This window comes from Sinomonas terricola (genome assembly GCF_034931225.1).
GTDB classification, from domain to species: Bacteria; Actinomycetota; Actinomycetes; order Actinomycetales; family Micrococcaceae; genus Sinomonas; species Sinomonas terricola.
This window is the reverse complement of sequence record NZ_JAYGGQ010000001.1, coordinates 555,229-573,078: the sequence shown is the minus strand read 5'-3', so window position 1 is coordinate 573,078 and position 17,850 is coordinate 555,229. Positions and strand designations below refer to the sequence as shown.

At 70.1% G+C, this 17,850-nt stretch carries 13 protein-coding genes and 1 pseudogene; 8 read left to right on the top strand and 6 right to left on the bottom strand.

Translation table 11 applies throughout. The features are described 5' to 3' along the window. Positions 1-8: 8 nt before the first annotated feature. Positions 9-2,660 carry an MGH1-like glycoside hydrolase domain-containing protein gene (locus SPF06_RS02815; protein ID WP_323277396.1) on the bottom strand — a complete coding sequence of 884 codons (2,652 nt, stop codon included), beginning with the start codon at positions 2,658-2,660 and terminating at the stop codon, positions 9-11. Between the two features lie 143 nt (positions 2,661-2,803). On the opposite strand from SPF06_RS02815, the gene SPF06_RS02810 reads away from it, so the two are divergent. The 3 genes from SPF06_RS02810 (at position 2,804) to SPF06_RS02800 (ending at position 7,336) form a co-directional block, all read left to right on the top strand. Next, positions 2,804-4,894: a PhoX family protein gene (locus SPF06_RS02810; protein WP_323277395.1), complete on the top strand. Its 2,091-nt coding sequence runs from the start codon at positions 2,804-2,806 to the stop codon at positions 4,892-4,894. Positions 4,895-4,960: 66 nt separating this feature from the next. Next, the gene (menD, locus tag SPF06_RS02805) at positions 4,961-6,664 is read left to right on the top strand and encodes a 2-succinyl-5-enolpyruvyl-6-hydroxy-3-cyclohexene-1-carboxylic-acid synthase (protein WP_323277394.1); all 1,704 of its coding nucleotides are present in this window, start codon (positions 4,961-4,963) and stop codon (positions 6,662-6,664) included. Between the two features lie 51 nt (positions 6,665-6,715). Then, a complete protein-coding gene (locus SPF06_RS02800) occupies positions 6,716-7,336 on the top strand; it encodes a Pr6Pr family membrane protein (RefSeq protein WP_323277393.1) in 621 nt (206 codons plus the stop codon). 177 nt (positions 7,337-7,513) lie between these two features. Here the strand turns inward: SPF06_RS02800 and SPF06_RS02795 are convergent. The 4 genes and pseudogenes from SPF06_RS02795 to SPF06_RS02780 form a co-directional block, all read right to left on the bottom strand. Beyond that, a pseudogene (locus SPF06_RS02795) lies at positions 7,514-8,305 on the bottom strand (amino acid ABC transporter ATP-binding protein). Positions 8,306-8,340: 35 nt separating this feature from the next. Next, positions 8,341-9,345: an amino acid ABC transporter permease gene (locus SPF06_RS02790; RefSeq protein ID WP_323277392.1), complete on the bottom strand. Its 1,005-nt coding sequence runs from the start codon at positions 9,343-9,345 to the stop codon at positions 8,341-8,343. Between the two features lie 5 nt (positions 9,346-9,350). After that, positions 9,351-10,292, bottom strand: coding sequence for an ABC transporter substrate-binding protein (locus SPF06_RS02785; RefSeq protein ID WP_323277391.1), 942 nt, complete (start codon positions 10,290-10,292; stop codon positions 9,351-9,353). Positions 10,293-10,520: 228 nt separating this feature from the next. Continuing rightward, the gene (locus SPF06_RS02780) at positions 10,521-11,864 is read right to left on the bottom strand and encodes an isochorismate synthase (RefSeq protein ID WP_323277390.1); all 1,344 of its coding nucleotides are present in this window, start codon (positions 11,862-11,864) and stop codon (positions 10,521-10,523) included. Between the two features lie 76 nt (positions 11,865-11,940). Between SPF06_RS02780 and SPF06_RS02775 the strand changes: the two genes are divergently transcribed. The 4 genes from SPF06_RS02775 to SPF06_RS02760 all read left to right on the top strand — a co-directional run bounded on the left by SPF06_RS02775 (position 11,941) and on the right by SPF06_RS02760 (position 16,272). Further along, positions 11,941-12,993: an L-idonate 5-dehydrogenase gene (locus SPF06_RS02775; protein ID WP_323277389.1), complete on the top strand. Its 1,053-nt coding sequence runs from the start codon at positions 11,941-11,943 to the stop codon at positions 12,991-12,993. 67 nt (positions 12,994-13,060) lie between these two features. Further along, the gene (locus tag SPF06_RS02770; RefSeq protein WP_323277388.1) at positions 13,061-13,828 is read left to right on the top strand and encodes a demethylmenaquinone methyltransferase; all 768 of its coding nucleotides are present in this window, start codon (positions 13,061-13,063) and stop codon (positions 13,826-13,828) included. 12 nt (positions 13,829-13,840) lie between these two features. Then, entirely contained in the window at positions 13,841-15,178 is a 1,338-nt protein-coding gene (locus SPF06_RS02765) for a geranylgeranyl reductase family protein (protein ID WP_323277387.1), read from the top strand. Beyond that, positions 15,175-16,272, top strand: coding sequence for a polyprenyl synthetase family protein (locus SPF06_RS02760; RefSeq protein WP_323277386.1), 1,098 nt, complete (start codon positions 15,175-15,177; stop codon positions 16,270-16,272). Before SPF06_RS02765 ends, SPF06_RS02760 begins: the two co-directional genes overlap by 4 nt. A gap of 381 nt (positions 16,273-16,653) precedes the next feature. Here SPF06_RS02760 and SPF06_RS02755 read toward each other — a convergent pair whose 3' ends face one another. After that, the gene (locus tag SPF06_RS02755; RefSeq protein ID WP_323277385.1) at positions 16,654-17,082 is read right to left on the bottom strand and encodes an SMI1/KNR4 family protein; all 429 of its coding nucleotides are present in this window, start codon (positions 17,080-17,082) and stop codon (positions 16,654-16,656) included. Positions 17,083-17,140: 58 nt separating this feature from the next. Between SPF06_RS02755 and SPF06_RS02750 the strand changes: the two genes are divergently transcribed. Beyond that, positions 17,141-17,827 (top strand): sirohydrochlorin chelatase, encoded by a 687-nt coding sequence (locus SPF06_RS02750; protein ID WP_323277384.1) that lies wholly within the window; start codon positions 17,141-17,143, stop codon positions 17,825-17,827. The last annotated feature ends 23 nt before the right edge of the window (positions 17,828-17,850 follow it).

The window sequence follows — 17,850 nt, the reverse complement described above, 5'->3', positions numbered from 1 at the left end:
CTAGGGGTCTACGAGTGGCAGATCAGGTGTGCCACGAGGGCCGTCCACCCCGTCTGATGGGACGCGCCCAGGCCTGCGCCGGTGTCGCCGTGGAAATACTCGCTGAACGTCGGGTGCACGTCCCAGAGCGGGCCGGACGGATGGTGCCGCGGCGTGGCGGGCCGACGCCCGCCGTCGTCCGCCCGGAAGAGCCGCACGAGGCGTTCCTCGAGGTTGCGCGCTGCCTCGGCGAGCGGCACCTTCGTGCCGGAGCCCGTGGGGAACTCGACGGCGAGGTCCGCCCCTGCGCCCTGCGCGTAGACCGCGAGGGCGTCCGCCACGAGGACGTTGACCGGGAACCACACGGGCCCGCGCCAGTTCGAGTTGCCCCCGAACAGGCCGGAGTCCGACTCGCCCGGGAGATAGGCGATGCTCATGGGCTGGCCCGCGACGTCGACCGTGTACGGAACGCGGTAGGCCGCGGAGAGAGACCGGATGCCGAACGGGGAGAGGAACTCGTTCTCGTCGAGAAGCCGCGCCAGGACGCGTTCGAGCCTCTCCCCGTGCAGGACCGCGAGCGTGAGCGGCGAGCCGTTCGAGGTCCGCACGAGCGCGTCCGTCTCGTCCGGCCGGTGCCGCTGGAGCCAATGCAGGTTCTGGGCGAAGTCGGGCAGCCCGTCGACGGCCCATTCGGGTGCGACCGCGACCGCGAGGAGCGGCAGGAGCCCGACCATGCTCCGCACGGGAAGGCGCTCCTGGCTCCCGTCCTCGCCCACGAGCACGTCGTAGAAGAAGCCATCGGTGTCGTCCCAGAGCGAGACGCCCGCGCTTCCGAACGTGTCCATGGCCTCCGCGATCGCGAGGAAATGCTCGAGGAACTTCGTCGCGAGATCGTCCCACACGCGGTCCCCGCGCGCGAGCTCGAGCGCGATCCGCATCATCGTGAGGCAATAGAACGCCATCCAGCTCGTCGCGTCGGACTGTTCGAGGCGATGCCCTGCGGGGAGCCCCTTCGATCGGTCGAAGAGCCCGATGTTGTCCATCCCGAGAAAGCCGCCCTCGAACAGGTTCGAGCCGTCGGCGTCCTTGCGGTTGACCCACCACGAGAAATTGAGGAGCAGCTTCGCGAAGATCCGCATGAGGAAGTCCGCATCCCGCGAGCCGTCGATGCAGTAGATCTGCCAAGCGGCCCACGCGTGCACGGGCGGATTCACGTCGCCGAAGGCCCACTCGTACGCGGGGAGCTGCCCGTCTGGGTGCATCGCCCACTCGCGGCACTTGAGCACGAGCTGGCTCTTCGCGAACTCCGGGTCGATGTGCGCGAGCGCCGTGCAGTGGAACGCGAGATCCCAGGACGCGAACCATGGGTACTCCCATTCGTCGGGCATCGAGATCACGTCCGCGAGCGCGAGATGCCGCCAGCCGGTGTTCCTCGCGTCCGGCGCCCGGCGCTGGGGTGGCGGGGGTGGAAAGGCGGGGTCGCCTTCGAGCCATTCGCGCACCGAGTAGCGATAGTGCTGCTTGCCCCACAGGAGGCCCGCGAAGGCGCGCCGGGCGACGAAAACGTCCTCGGTGCTCGCGTTGGGAAGGACCGCTGAGTAGAACTCGTCGGCCTCGCGCGCGCGGTCCGCGAGGACGTCGTCGAACCCGAGCCCGAACGGCTCGAGCGGCAGCGTCTCGCCCGTGAACCGAAGTCGGACGGTCACGCTCTCGCTCGGCGCGATGGACGCGAAGTGCCAGCGGAACGCAGCCTTCGTTCCCGTCTCGGCCGGATTGAGGAGCGAGCGGTCCCCGCGCACGATCGCGGCGTCGATCGCGTCCTTCGGGTGTGCCGTTCGGTTCTTGGCGGCGCCGAAGAGGGCGACGTCGTTGCTCTCGTTGTCGCAGAACATCACCTCGGGCGCGCCGTGGGACGGCGAGTCGGTCTGGGCGGCCAGAAGGTAGGTGCCGAGGAATCCGTGGCTCGCCTCGACGGCGACGACGCCGCCCGGCCTCAGCTCCGGCGGTAGCACGCGTCGGATGAGCGGCGTGCGGTCGTCGCGGCCCCACGCCCACGTGTTGCGGAACCAGAGCTGCGCGAGCAGATCGAGCGGCGCGGGATCCGGCCCGCGGTTCGTGGCCGTGATCGTCACGCACACGTCGTCGGGCGAGGCCTTCGCGTAGACCGTCTCGACGTCGAAGAAGCGGTCCTCGCGCAGCACTCCCGTATCGGCGAGCTCATACTCGGGGTCCTCCCTCGGGAGGGACCCGTTGACGCGCACGAGATCCTCATAGGGATAGGCGGCCTGCGGATAGCGATACAAGGTCTGGGCCCACGAATGCGTCGGCGTCGCGTCGAGGTGCCACCAATGCTCCTTCACATCCTCGCCATGGTTGCCCTGGCTGTTCGTGAGGCCGAAATAGCGCTCCTTGAGCCGATCGTCCTCCCCGTTCCACAGCGCGAGGCCGAAGTTGAGGAAGCCGAACCGGTCGCACAGCCCGGCGATCCCGTCCTCTCCCCACCGATAGGCGCGGCGATGCGCGTGATCGAACGGGAAGAAGTTCCACGCGTCGCCATCGGCGGAGTAGTCCTCGCGGACCGTTCCCCACTGGCGTCCGGCGACATACGGCCCCCAGAGGCGCCAGGGGTCCGAGTCCCCGGGGGACTCTGCAAGGCGGCGGTGTTCGGCGGTGTCGGCCATGGCCACAGTCTCCCATCGGGCTCCGACATTCTTGGGCCGGAGCAGGTTTTCCTGAAATTAACCTGAAAACCAACTGGGTTTTGACTGCCAATGTTCAGCTTGAGGCCCGTCCACCTCAGCACCCCTGCACCCGGAGGAACCCTATGTTCGATCAACGCCGCCCGCTCCTGCCCATGCTCGACCACGTCCGTGGCAAGCGCAGCGCCGTCACGTGCGCGCTCAAGTGCGACAACGCGTGCCTCGGCGACGTCTGCAATACGTCGTCCAACGGCTATTTACGGGACATCGTCGCGGGCGAGCTCTCGCGCCGCTCCGCCCTCGGCCTGGGCCTCGCGAGCGCGCTCACGCTCGCGTTCACGGGCGGCGCGGCCGGGCGCGCGGAGGCTGTGTCATCCTCGAACACCAAGCTCGACTTCACCCCGATCCGCCCGGTCGACAAGCTCGTCGACGAGTTCACGGTGCCCGAGGGCTACGCGTGGCGGCCGATCATCCGCTGGGGCGACGGCCTCTTCGACGACAGTCCCGCGTTCGACCTCGAGCACCAGACGGCCGCAGCGCAGGCCCGCCAGTTCGGCTACAACAACGACTACACGGACGTCATCGAGATCCCCGGAACCGCAGGGAAGCGGGCTGTCCTCTTCACGAATCACGAGTACACGAACGAGGGCATCATGTTCTCCGACGCCCAGGCCACTGCCGACCCGGCCGGAGTCCGCGCCGTCGCCCGCGCAGCGCACGGACTGAGCGTCGTCGAACTCGAACGGAAGAACAAGAATGAGGCCTGGCGCTACGTCAAGGGCGCCCCGCTCAACCGCCGCTACCTCTCCGACACGGTGTATGAGTTCACCGGCCCCGCCGCCGGCTCTGCGCTCCTGGCCAACCCGAGCGACCCCAGGGGCCAGGAGGGCCGCACCGTCCGCGGGACGCTCGGCAACTGCTCGGGCGGCACGACGCCGTGGGGCACCGTGCTCTCGGGCGAGGAGAATTTCAACGGCTACTTCCGCACGTCCGGGACGTCGAGGGAGGAGAAGCGCTATGGGCTTGCGGACAAGCCGACCAACCGCAGGTGGGAGCTCGACGACCCGCGCTTCGATACCCGGACCCCGGACTACGCCCACGAGGCGAACCGCTTCGGCTGGATCGTCGAGGTCGACCCGCTCGACCCGACGTCGACCCCGAAGAAGCACACCTCGCTCGGCCGCTTCAAGCACGAGGGCGCGAACGTCCGCATCGCCGCGAACGGGCGCGTCGTCGCGTACTCGGGCGACGACGAGCGCTTTGACTACCTCTACAAGTTCGTCTCGAAGGGCGTCTACCGGCCCGGCACCGGTAAGGCCGACCGCGAGCACAACAAGACGCTGCTCTCCGAGGGCAACCTCTACGTCGCGCGCTTTGCCGGGAACTCGCCGTCGTCCGAGGTCGACGGCTCCGGCAAGCTGCCGAGCGACGGCGCGTTCGACGGCCGCGGCGAGTGGCTCCCGCTCGTCGTCGACGGGAAGTCCGCGGTGGCCGGCATGAGCGTCGAGCAGGTGCTCGTGTACACGCGCCTCGCCGCGGACCTGGCAGGCGCCACGAAGATGGACCGGTGCGAGGACGTCGAACCGCACCCCGAGACCGGCAAGGTCTACGTGGTCTGCACGAACAACTCGAACCGCGGCGTCGGCTCGAACGCGCCCGCGGACGAGGCCAACCCCCGCCGGCAGAACCGCGATGGCCACATTGTCGAGATCACGGAGGACGGCGGCGACCAGACCGCGACGACGTTCGCGTGGAACCTGCTGCTCGTGTGTGGCGACCCGGCCACGAATCAATCTACGTACTTCGGCGGCTACCCCGCGGACGAGGTCTCGCCGATCTCGTGCCCGGACAACGTCGCGTTCGACTCGTCCGGCTACATGTGGCTCGCCACGGACGGCGCCCCGAGCTCGATCGGCTACAACGACGGCCTCTTCCGCGTGACCCTTGAGGGCCCCGAGCGCGGCAAGGTTGAGCAGTTCCTCTCGGTGCCGCGCGACGCCGAAACGTGCGGGCCGGTGGTGCGCGACGCCGACCGGCACGTCTTCGTCGCCGTTCAGCATCCGGGCGAGGAGGGCACCTTCACGGTGCCGAATTCGTACTTCCCGGACTACGTCCCGGGGCTCGTCTCGGCTGGCGCGGCAGTCCCCGCCGAGGCCGTGCGCGCGCCGCGCCCCGCGATCGTGCAGGTGCTCCCGGCGGTCCACGCGAAGAAGTAGCGGGCTGCCGCGAGAAGTGCAGGTTTCGCGGAGCCGCGCGGCCCTCCGCTTGCCTACGATGGAAGTGTGACTTCTCTCGGCTCCCTCGACGCCGCCCGCGAAGTGGTCTCCGGACTGCTCGCGGGCGGCGTCCGTCGCGTTGTGGTGTGCCCCGGCTCCCGCAGTGCTCCGCTCGCGTACGCCCTCGCCGAGGCCGAGGGTCGCGGGCTGCTCGAGCTCGTCGTGCGGATCGATGAGCGGGCGGGGGCCTTCACGGCCTTGGGCGCGGCGCTCTCGTCGGGGCGGCCGACGGCGGTGCTCACCACGAGCGGCACGGCCGTCGGGAACGTCCTGCCCGCCGTCATGGAGGCGAACCACGCCGAGGTTCCGCTCGTCGTCCTCTCGGCCGACCGGCCCGAGGAACTGCATGGGACCGGCGCGAACCAGACGACCGAGCAGCTCGACCTCTTCGGCGAGCACGTGCGCTTCGCGACGTCGGTCGCGGCAGGGGAGTCGCCGTCGTCGGCCGTGCGGACGGCGCTGAGCGCCGCGTCGGGGCTGCTCCCAGGGGTGCCTTCGGGGCCCGTCCAGCTCAACGTGTGCTTCCGCGAGCCGCTCGTCCCGGCCGAGGGGTGGGCGCCGCCCGCGGGTGGGTGGGAGCAGCCGCCGTCCGAGGGCTTCGCGTACCGCCGGCCCGCCGTTGCGGCGCTCGGCGGGCTCCCGCCACGGCGTACCGTCGTCATGGCGGGGCACGGTGCCGGGCCGCTCGCCGAGGCCTTCGCGGCGGCCCACGGGCTCCCGCTCCTCGCGGAGCCGTCGTCGAACGCGCGCTTCGGGACCCACGCCGTCGGGCCGTACCGGGTGCTGCTCGACGCGCATCCGGGCGAGGGCATCGAGCGGGTCGTGCTGTTCGGGCGGCCCACGCTCAGCCGCCCCGTGACGGCGCTCCTCGCACGCGACGGCGTCGAGACTGCGCTGTTCCACCCTCGCCCCGTCGCGTGGTTCGAGGAGGGGCGACGGCGTGAGCGGCTGGTCGCGGATCTCGACGAGCTCTCCGAGTTCGCGGGCCGCGGAGCTGAAGGCTGGCTTGACACGTGGCTCCTTGCGGGGGCCGCCGCCCAAGAGGCGCTCGACCGGGTGCTCGCCGCGGCGCCGCTCTCCGGGCCGCGGCTTGCGCAGCTCGTCTGGCAGAGCACGGCGGGCCAGCTCCTGCTCGGCTCGTCGAACGGCATCCGCGACGTCGACCTCGCGGCGTCCCCGGCCACGGAGCCCGGCGCGCGCGTCTTCGCGAACCGCGGGCTCGCCGGCATCGACGGCACCGTCTCGACCGCGACGGGTCTCTGGCTCGGGAACCGGATCGAGACGACGCTGTTCCTCGGCGACCTCACGTTCCTGCACGACGCCGGGGGCCTCCTGCTCGGCGTGGGGGAGGCCGAGCCGTCGCTGCGGATCGTCGTGCTCAACGACTCGGGCGGGGCGATCTTCGGGCTCCTCGAGCACGGCCGAGTGGGCGGCGACGGAGCCAGCGCGGGGGCCGCGGCCGCCGTCGAACGCCTCTTCGGCACCCCGCACCAAGCGGATCTCCGCGCGCTCGCGGCCGGCTACGGCGTGCGGCACACCCTCGTGCGGACGACGGCGGAGGCGGCTTCCGCGTTGGCCCGGCCGAGGTCGGGCGGCCGGGAGATCATCGAGGCCCGTGTGGACCGCGCCGGCCTGCGCGGGCTGCACGGGCGGGTGCGGTCCGCCGTCGCGGAGTCAGTCGCGCCGCAGCACCGCATCGGGTACCGGTAGATTCCGGCGTGGCGGACGGCGCCGCGGCGCCGTCTCGCGGAAGCTTGACCCATGAAGCGGAATATATTCGTGGGGGCACGCTTCTTCTTCGCGGCTCTCACCTTCGCGGCCGTCGGCACGCAGCTCGTCATCAGCTCGCAGCACGGTGCTGACATCGTCAATTTCTTCAGCTATTTCACGATCCTCTCGAACGTCTTCACGGCCGTGGTGCTTGCGATCAGCGGCTACCGCGTACTCGTGGGGCGCCGGCCGAGCGAGGCCGACGACGTCATCCGGGGGACGGCGACGATCGCCATCGCGATCGTCGGGATCGTGTTTGGTCTCCTCCTCTCCAACCAGGACGTCGGCATCGTGGCGCCGTGGGTGAACGCCGTCACGCACTACGTCATGCCGGTCGTGATGGTGGCCGATTGGCTGTTCCAGCCGCCGCTCGCCCGCCTTGAGCTTCGTCACCTCTGGTGGTGGCTCCTGTACCCGATTGCCTACCTTGTGTATTCGCTCGTCCGCGGCGCCTTCGTCGGGTGGTACCCGTATTGGTTCATCGACCCGGCCCGCGCCGGCGGCTGGGGCGGCGTCGCCGTGTTCGGGGTGGGTATCGCCGTCGGCTTCCTCGTCGTGAGCCTCGCGATGCTCTGGCTCGGCAACAAGCTCCGGCGCAACGTCGACTACTGACGACGGCGCGCCCGCCCGGGTGGGATCTGGCCACGGGTGGGGCGAGAGGTGGCCACGGGTGGGGCGAGAGGTGGCCACGGGTACGAACAGAGGTGGCCACGCGTCGGGGATTTCCCGATGCGTGGCCACCTCTCGTGCGTTGCGTGGCCAGGTCTCGCCTGATGAGCGGCCTGGCGTTCAGAGCACCTTGCTGAGGAAGCTCTTGGTGCGCTCGTGCTGGGGGTTGGCGATGACGTCGCGGGGGTTGCCGGATTCGACGACGACGCCGCCGTCCATGAAGGTCAGGGTGTCCCCGACCTCGCGGGCGAAGCCGATCTCGTGGGTGACGACGATCATGGTCATGCCCGTCCGGGCGAGGTCCTTCATGACGTTCAGGACGTCGCCGACGAGCTCGGGGTCCAGAGCGCTGGTGGGCTCGTCGAAGAGCATGAGGTCGGGGTCCATGGCCAGGGCCCGGGCGATCGCGACGCGCTGCTGCTGGCCGCCCGAGAGCTAGGCGGGGTAGTGGTGCATGCGCGAGCCGAGCCCGACCATGTCGAGGAGCTCCCCGGCACGCTTCTTGGCCGCGGCCTTGTCCTGGCCGTTGACCTGGATGGGGGCCTCGATGACGTTCTCGAGGGCGGTCTTGTGGCCGAAGAGGTTGAAGCGCTGGAAGACCATGCCGATGTTGCGGCGCTGGGCGGCGATCTCCTTCACGTGCAGCTCGTGGAGCTTGCCGCCGCGTTCGCGGTAGCCGATGAGTTCGTCGTTGACCCACACCCGGCCGGCGCTGATGGTCTCGAGGTGGTTGATGCAGCGCAGCAGGGTGGACTTGCCCGACCCCGAGGGGCCGATGAGGACCGCGACCTCGCCCTGCTTGACCGTCATGTCGATCCCGCGCAGCACGTGGTGCTCGCCGAAGTACTTGTGCACCCCCTCGATCCGCACGAGGTCCCGGGCTCCGGCCAGGGACGGCGAGACGGAGGGCATGGGCTGGTTATTCGGGCTGGTTTGGGCTGCGGCGCTCATCGGCCACTCTCCTCGACGGTCTCGCCGGCCACGGTGGGCCCGCCCGGCATGGTCTCGGCCGCGGGGCCGAGTCCTGCGGCGGCGGCCTTGGCCGCTGCGGGGTTGACGGCGGCCGCGACGAGGTTGTCCACGCCCTTGCCGTAGTACTTCTCGATGTAGTGCTGGCCGACCATGAGGATGCTCGTGACGAGCAGGTACCAGAAGGCCGCGACGATGAGCAGCGGGATGGGCTGGTACGTGCGGTTGGCCAGGGCGTTCGTGACGAACGTCAGGTCAAGGGTGAACGGCACCGCGAGGACGAGCGAGGTCGTCTTGAGCATGCCGATGGTCTCGTTGCCCGTCGGGGGAACGATGACGCGCATCGCCTGCGGGAGCACGATGCGCCACATGATCTTCGTTCCGCGCATGCCGAGTGCCTCGGCGGCCTCGATCTGGCCCTTGTCCACGGACTTGAGTCCCGCCCGGAAGATCTCGGCGAGGTACGCGGATTCGTTGAGGCCCAAGCCCAGCACAGCGGGCACGAAGCCCTTCGACGGGTCGCTCAGGACGACGTTGAGCAGCTCGGGACCGAACGGGATGCCGAGGGAGATGCTCGGGTACAGCACGGTTACGAGGCCCCAGAAGAGCAGCTGGGTGTAGACCGGAGTGCCGCGGAAGAACCACACCCAGAACCACGACGACCAGCGCAGGATCGGGTTGTCCGACTCGCGCATGAACGAGAGGATGACCGCGAGGATGATCGCGAGCACCATTGACAGGACCGTCAGCAGGAGCGTCCAGCCCACGCCCCGGAAGACGTTGACGTCGAGGATGTAAGCGGCGACCGTGCCCCAGCCGAAGCGGGGGTTGGTCGCGAGGCTCTGGACGGCCAGAGCCACGAGGATGAGGATGACAGCGGCCGCAACCCAGCGGCCGGGGTGGCGGACCGGAACTGCCTTGATCAGTTCCGGTGCGCCGCCCTGCTTCGCGGTTTCAGCGGTTTCCGCGCGATGAGTGGTCATGACATTCACGAGGAGACGGACGGGTTGAGCTCAGCCTTGGTGACGGCGCCTTCGGAGTTGTTCCACGTGTCGAGGATCTTCTTGTAGGTGCCGTCGGCGATGAGCTTGGTCACCGTCTTCTGGATAAGGTCTGCGAGGGCGGTATCGCCCTTCGCGATGGCGATGCCTTCGGGCGCGACCTCGGTCGTGTCGCCGATCTTCTCGACCGCGCCGTTGGTCTGCGTGATCGCGTAGCTGATCACGGGCGAGTCGGCGGACATCGCGTCGAGGGCGCCGTTGACGAGGCGTGTGTTGAGGTCGGTCTGCTTGTCGAGGGAGACGATGTCGACAGCCTTCTTCCCGCCCGCGGTGCACTTGTCGCTGAGGGCCTTGACCTCGTCCGCCTCGGTCGTTCCGGTCTGGACGCCGACGGACTTGCCGCACACGTCGTCGACGGAGAACTTCTTGGGGTTCCCCTTCTGCACCGCCCACGAGACGCCCGCGTTGAAGTAGCTCACGAAGTTCACCGCGCCGAGCCGCTCCTTCGTGATGGTGAACGAGCTGATGCCGAGGTCGTACTTCGGCCCGAGCGCGGGGAGGATGCCCGTGAATTCCGCCGTCTCGACGTCGACCTTGAGGCCGAGCGTCGCGCCGATTGCCTTCGCGAGGTCGACGTCGTAGCCCATCGGGGTGTGGTTGTCGGAGCCACCCAGGAACTCGGCCGGGGCGTACGTCGTGTCCGAGCCGACCGTGAGCGTGCCCTTCGACTTGATCGCGGCAGGCACCTGCGAAGCGAGCGAGTCGTCCTTCTTGACCGAGCTGGGATCGAAGCTGGCGCCCGCGGATCCGGAGCCGCTCGGCTGTGCGCCGCCGCCCGTCTCGGAGGCGTTCGTGCAGGCGGTGAGCGCAAGTGCGCTTGCCGCAAGTACCACAGCGCTCTTTACGGCAAGCTTCGTGGTGAAAGTCATATGTCGTCCCTTGCTTGGAGGTACTGGCAATCAGGTGCTAAAGCGACATCCATCCTAGTGGCTGCCCCCGCCCCGATGAGATGTTCGTCACATGCAACTTTAGTTTCACCATTGGACAACGAATCGAGGGGAAGTGCAAGCCCGCTTCCGGCGCAAGAGTCTGAGATCCCGGACACGTCGATCTGGCATGCCGGACGAGCCGCCCGGCCAGGGCGGCAGAAGGCGCGCTTAGCGCTCGACTCCTAGCGCCTCGAGCATGGGCCGGAATTTGGCCCAGGTCTCGGCGAGCTCGGACTCCGGCGACGACCCATCCACGATGCCGCAGCCCGCATAGAGGCGCGCCGCCGTCGTCCCTTCGATCACGCCGCCGCGCAGCGCGATCCCGAACTCCCCGTTCCCCGCGCCGTCGAGCCAACCGACCGGCCCCGCGTACGGGCCGCGGTCGAGTTCCTCGAGCTCGCGGATGAGCTCGCCCGCGACCTGAGTGGGCGTTCCGCACACCGCGGCCGTGGGGTGGAGCGCGTTGACGAGCGCGAGCGGGGTCGGAACGTGGCCCTCGATCTCGGCGAGCTCGGCCTTGACATCCGAGGCGAGGTGGAAGACGTTCGGGAGCTCGAGGATGAACGGCTCGTCGTGGGCGTTGAGCGCCTCGGCGAATGGTTCTAGCGCGGTCGTGAGGGATTCGATCGCGATCTGGTGCTCGTGCCGCTGCTTCGGGGACCCTGCGAGGACGCGCTCCGCGTAGCCGGGGCCCGCGCCGTCGGCGTCGCGGCGGTCGAGCGTGCCCGCGAGCACGCGCGCCTGCGCAGTGCGCCCCTCGACCTGGATGAGCATTTCGGGCGTCGCGCCGACGAGCCCGTCGACCCCGTAGACCCAGCAGTCCCGGTACGCCGACGCGAGGCGCCGCAGCACGAGCGCTCGGGGGATCCCGCCGTCGTCCTCGACCACGACGTCGCGCGCGAGGACCAGCTTCTCGAGCTCGCCCGCGCGGATGTGCCGCACCCCGGACGCGACCGCGGCCATCCAGCGCTGCTCGCCGAGGCTCCCCGGCCGCACCGCGAGGTGCGTGCCGTTGGCGGCCCCGGGCTTGCCCGCGGAGGAACTGCCGGCGGCGGAACGCGGCGCGGTCCAGTGGCCGACGGCGGCGCGCAGGCTCTCGCGCGTGGGCCGGCTGCCGTCGGCCGTGAGCTGGGTGGCCCAGGCGCGACCCTCGCGGACGCCGACGACGAGCTCGGGCACGATGAGCCGCGACTCGTAGGCGGAGATCCGGGAGAAGGCGAACGAGCCGAATGCGAGCGGGCCGGTCCCCGGGTGGCGGACCTCGTCCTCGACGTCCGCGTCGAGGAGGAGCTGCTTCCACCACGCCTCGGCCTCGATGAAGCGGTCGGGGCCCTTCGCCGTGAACCGGGCTGCGTCCCCGAAGCCCACATGACCCTCGCCGCGCCGGATCCAGCACAGCGCGTCCGGGTGCTCGAGCGCGCCTGCGAGCCCGCCGTGGGGGAAGTGTGTGCCGCCCGCGCCAGGATCTACAGGGCCCAGATCAAGGGTGAGGGCGCGCAAACGGGAGCTCATGATGGATCAAGAGTACGCGCGCGCGGTCCCCTATGCTGTTCAACACTCTGGACACTGTTCAGCGTGGAGTGTTTGAATGGAATCAACCCCACCCTTCAAGGAGGAAGCCCCCGTGAGCCTTGCCGTCGTCGTCCACGCAGCCGGTGACCTGCGCCTCGATCCAGCCGAACCCGGCAAGCTCGGCCCCCGCGACGCCCTCGTCGCGGTCGAATACGGCGGCATCTGCGGCAGCGACCTCCACTACGTCAAGCACGGCGCAGCGGGGTTGAGCATCCTGCGTGAGCCCATGGTCCTCGGCCACGAGGTCGCGGGGCGGATTGCCGGCCTCGGTTCCGAGGTCACGGGCTTCGAGGTTGGGCAGGCGGTCACGATCCATCCCGCGACCGTGTGCGGCGAGTGCGAGTTCTGCACATCGGGCCGTCCCAACCTGTGCGAGTCCGTCCGCTACCTCGGCTCGGCCGCGTACCACCCCCACACCGAGGGCGCGTTCGCGGGCCTCAGCGTGATCCCCGCGAGGCAGCTCCGCGCCGTTCCCGACGGCGTGAGCACGCGCCTCGCGGCCGTCGCCGAACCGCTCGGCGTCGCGATCCACGCCGTCAACCGGGCCGGCTCGGTGGCGGGGAAGACCGTCCTCGTCAACGGCGCCGGCCCGATCGGCGTCCTCGTCGTCGCGGCTGCCCGGAAGGCCGGCGCGGCCCGCGTCGTGGCGAGCGACCTCGCTGCCGGATCGCTCGACGTCGCCCGCCGGATGGGCGCGCACGACGTCGTCAACCTCGCCGAGGGCGGCGAGCTGCCCGCGACCGACGTCGTGTTCGAGGCCTCCGGCGCCCCGCCCGCCGTCACGAGCGTGCTCCGCGCCGTCAAGCGCGGCGGCATCGTGGTCCAGGTCGGCAACCTCCCCGCGGGCAAGCTCGAGGTCTCGCTCGCCGAGCTCGTGTTCCGCGAGATCGACTACCGCGGCACGTTCCGCTTCGTCGACGAGATCTCGACCGCGCTCGAGTATCTCGCCGACGGCCTCGACGTCGAGCCGATCCTCACCCACGAGTTCCCCGTCGAGGAGGCCGCCGAGGCGTTCCGCGTCGCGGGGGATCGCAGCACGGGCTCGTCCAAGGTGCTCCTGAAGTTCTGAGAGCGGCCCGCGGCGGGTGCGGTGGGTGCGTCCTGAGCGGCAGCGGAAGTTTGGCAGAATGGGCAGGGTGACCAGCACAGGCAAGAGGGCATCACTCGACAAGCTCCCCGAGGAAGTCGCGAGCATGTTCGACGACGTCGCGCCTCGCTACGACGTCGTCAACGACATCCTCTCGCTGGGGCAGACGCGCCGCTGGCGCAAGGTGGTGTTCGACGCCGTCGGCGCGAAGCCCGGCCAGCGCGTGCTCGACCTCGCTGCAGGGACCGGGACCTCCGCCGAGCCGTACGCCGACGCGGGCATCGAAGTGGTCGCGTGCGACTTCTCCCTCGGCATGCTGCGCGTCGGGAAGCGGCGCCGCCCCGACATCGACTTTGTCGCCGGAGACGCAACGAACCTCCCGTTCGCCGACAACGCGTTCGACGCCGCGACGATCTCCTTCGGCCTGCGCAATGTCACGGACCCGCACGCCGCGCTCCGCGAGATGCTGCGCGTCACGAAGCCGGGCGGGAAGCTCGTGATCGCCGAATTCTCGTCTCCGGTCAACCCCCTCTGGCGCACGATGTACCTCGAGTACCTCATGCGGGCGCTCCCCGAAGTGGCCCGCCGCGCGTCGTCCAACCCGGACGCATACATCTACCTCGCCGAGTCGATCCGGGCGTGGCCGGACCAGGACCATCTCGCGGCGTGGCTCGCCGACGCGGGGTGGGAGAGCGTCGCGTACCGCAACCTCTCGGGCGGCATCGTCGCCGTCCACCGCGCGACGAAGCCCGGCCAGGCGCCTGTGCACTCGGGCCCGGTCGGGAAGATCCGGCGCGCGCGCCGGGCGGCGGGCTGACGGCGCGCCCTGATGCAGGTTCTCATCGTCGGAGCCGGCCCCGCCGGCTCGACTGCGGCGCATTACCTCGCGCGGTCGGGCGTGCCCGTGACGGTGCTCGAGAAGACGCGCTTCCCGCGCGAGAAGGTCTGCGGCGATGGCCTCACGCCGCGTGCGGTGCGCGAGATCCAGCTCCTCGGCCTGCCGCATGCCGAGGCGGATGGCTGGCGGCGCAACCGCGGCCTGCGGTTCATCGCGGGCGGGCGCACGCTCGAGCTTCCCTGGCCCGAGGGCGGCGAGTTTCCCGCGTATGGGCTCATCCGCACCCGCTTGGGCTTCGACGAGGCGCTCGCGCGCCACGCCGAGGGGGCCGGGGCGCGGATCCTCGAGGGCCACAGCGTGACCGACGTGCTCACGGACGACGGCGGGCGCGTCGTGGGTGCGAGGGCGCAGCTTCTCGATGAGGACGGCCGGAAGACGGGGGAGACGCGGGAGTTCCGCGCCGATGTCGTCCTTGCGGCCGACGGCAACTCGACTCGGGCCGCCCTCTCGCGCGGCCTCACGAAGCGCGACGACCGCCCGCTCGGCGTCGCGTACCGCACGTATTTCAGGAGCCCGCGCCACGAGGATGACTGGATGGAAGGCTGGCTCGAGCTTCCCGGCCGCGACGGCAAGCCGCTCCCCGGCTACGGCTGGGTGTTCGGCGTCGGGGACGGGACCTCGAACGTGGGCCTCGGCATCCTCAACTCCTCGAAGGAGTTCGGCAAGCTCGACTACCGCCAGGTGCTGCGCGACTGGACCGCCGGGATGCCCGAGGAATGGGGCTTCACGGAGGCCAACCAGGTGGGCCCCGTCCGCGGGGCCGCGCTGCCGATGGGCTTCAACCGGACGCCGCACGTCGTGCCCGGCATGGCGCTCCTCGGCGACGCGGGCGGCATGGTGAGCCCGTTCAACGGCGAGGGGATCAGCTACGCGATGGAGTCCGGGCGCTACGCGGCACAGTTCCTCGTGGACGCCGCAGCAGCCCAGCGGGCGTCGGGCCGCGCGCGGCCTGCGGACGACGACGTCGACGGTCGCCTGCGTGCCTACGCCGACTACGTGCGCGAGCAGTGGGGGAGCCACTTCACGCTCGGCCGGACGTTCGCCGCGCTCATCGGCCGCCCCGCCGTCATGCGCCTCGCGCTCCGCACCGGGATGCCGCTGCCCGCGCTCATGCGCGTCGTCGTCCGCCTGCTCGCGAACCTCACCGAACGGCGCGGCGGTAGCCTCGAAGACCGGGCCATCCGGTTGCTCGAGTCGCTCACGCCCGCAACATCGAACATCACCGGCTTTCAACCCACCCGCCCACCCGAAGCTAGGCTTGACCCGTGACAAACACTGAACACAGCTGGACGCGTGCGGGACACGGGAGCCCCGAACAGGAGCCGGCCCCGACCACGACGGCCATCGCCGCCGGCATCCAGCTGCCCGCGGGCTTCGCTGCGATCGCGGGAGACCCGGAGCTGGGCCCTGCGATCACGACGAACATGGCCCGCGTCGAGAAGCGCCTGCGCGAGGCCATCGCGAACTCCGATCCGCTCGCCGATGCGACGAGCCGGCACCTCGTCGAAGCCGGCGGCAAGCGCATCCGCCCGCTCCTCACGCTCTTGTGCTCGCACCTCGGCGACTGGACGCGGCCCGAGGTCCTGCAGGCCGCCGCCGTCGTCGAGCTCACGCACCTCGCGACCCTCTATCACGACGACGTGATGGACTCCGCGCCGTACCGGCGTGGTGCGCCCACCGCCCACGAGGTGTGGGGCAACACGGTCGCGATCCTCACGGGGGACCTCATCTTCGCGCGCGCCTCGATCCTCGTCTCCGAGCTCGGGGGCCGCGCGCTCTCGATCCAGGCCCGCACGTTCGAGCGCCTGTGCCTCGGGCAGCTCCACGAGACCGTGGGCCCGCGCGAGGACGAGGATCCCGTGGATCACTACCTCTCCGTGCTCGCCGACAAGACCGGCTCGCTCATCGCCGCCTCAGGGCAGATGGGGGCGATCTTCGCGGGCGCGCCAGCGGAGTACGAGGATGTGCTCGTGGCGTATGGCGAGCGCGTGGGCGTCGCGTTCCAGCTCGCCGACGACGTCATCGACGTGACCGGCGGCAAGGTCACGTCCGGCAAATCGGCCGGGACGGATCTTCGCGAGGGTGTGCCCACCCTGCCCGTGCTGCTGCTTCGGCGTGCAGCGGCTCGCGGCGACGAGTCCGCTGCCGACGTCCTCCGCCTCGTCGACGGCGACCTGACGTCGGATGAGGCCCTGGCCGAGGCCGTCGCGGCACTCGCGGCGCACCCCGTCACGGGCGAGTCGTGGAGCGTTGCCCGCGAGTGGGCCGACGCGGCGAAGTCCGCGCTGCGTCCCCTGCCCGACGGTGTGGTGAAGGCCTCGCTCACGGCCTTCGCGGACGCCGTCGTCGATCGCCGGGCGTAGTAGGGCGAGGCGCGGCGACCAGCCCAGCTGCTGTGGCCACCGCGCTTATCTCCCTTTGTGTGCCCCTGCTTAAACGGCTGGGCCCTGGCTTGCGGATTCCGCTCGCCAGGGCCCTCTTCCGTTCGCACCCGGATCCACTGGAGGCTGAAGTGGACCCGTTAACAAGCATATGACAGATCTGTCATATGTCCAGTGATTGCGGTCAACTTTTTTCGGGAAGCTGTTAGACGTGTCCAATCTTGGGCGGCTGGGAGCGTGAAACCCGCTGGCACGCAAAGGGAAGTCCCCTTATCCTCCGGGAAGTTCGCTTGAAGGTGACTTCCCGAGGGATAAGGGGACTTCAATAGTCGCTCTGGTGACGTGACGCCGTGTGGTCAGGGCCTAGACGTGTTCCTCGTCCTCGGAGAAGACCCACTCGAACATGTCGAACGTGAACTCGGAGAACGTGCCGTCCTCGGAGACCCACTCGCCGCGTGCGTTGTTCTTCCGGTAGACGATCGGATCCGGGACGCGGAGGTCGCCCGCACGGAAGCCCCACGTGAACTGCTCTTCCTCGTCTTCGAGGAACATGAGGAAGCCCTCGTCGTCGACCTCGAGCTCCTCGGGGTCCCAGAAGTAGTGGTACGCCTCCATGAGCTCTGAGCCGCCGAGGGCAAGGTAGAACTCGCGCAGCGCGAGGGGGATCGTGAATGCGTGCTCTTCGAGGGCCTCGTCGAGCTCCTTCTCGGAGATCCCGTCGCCCAGCTGCCAGGGTTCGCCGAGGTACTTGGGGACAAGCGCGCGGAACTTCTCCAAGAATATTTCGCTCACACGATCATCCTAGCCAATCGGCACGGCGCCGGATCCCCGCCGCCGGTAGGCTCCCACTATGACCCAGCCGATCCTCGTCGCGTGCGCCCACGGAACCAGCAACCCGGACGGCAAGGCCGCGATTCTGCGGGTCGTCGACGAGCTCCGCGCCGCCCGCCCGGACGTGACGGTGCTCGACGCGTACGTCGACGTCCACGGTCCCGAGCTGCCTGACGTCGTCGCCGGCCTGCCCGCGGAGGCGCCCGCCGTCGTCGTCCCCCTTCTTCTCAGCGTGGGCTACCACGTCAAGGTGGACATCGGCCGGGCGGTCAAGTCCCGAGAGCGGACGACGGCGGCCGCGCCCCTCGGCCCCGATCCCCGCCTTGCGCGCGTCCTCGCCGAGCGGCTCGGCGAGGCGGGGCTGACCGCGGAAGACGCCGTCGTCCTCGCGGCGGCGGGCTCGTCCAATCCGGCGGCCGCGGACGACGTCGAGCGGCTCGCCGACATGCTGCGGCACCTCGTCCCCAACCGCGTGCTCGCGGCGTACGGCGCGAGCGCGGAACCGAGCGTCCCGGACGCCGTCGGCGAGCTGCGGGCCGAGGAAGTCGGGCGGATCGTCGTGGCGAGCTACCTCCTCGCGCCGGGCTACTTCCACGACCAGCTCGCGAAGGCGGGGGCGGACGTCGTGGCCGCGCCGCTGCTTCCGGCGCCTGAGGTCGCGGAGATCGCGCTCGAGCGCTTCGACGAGGCCCTCGCCCGCCTCTGAGGGGGTCACGCGCCGCGCATTCC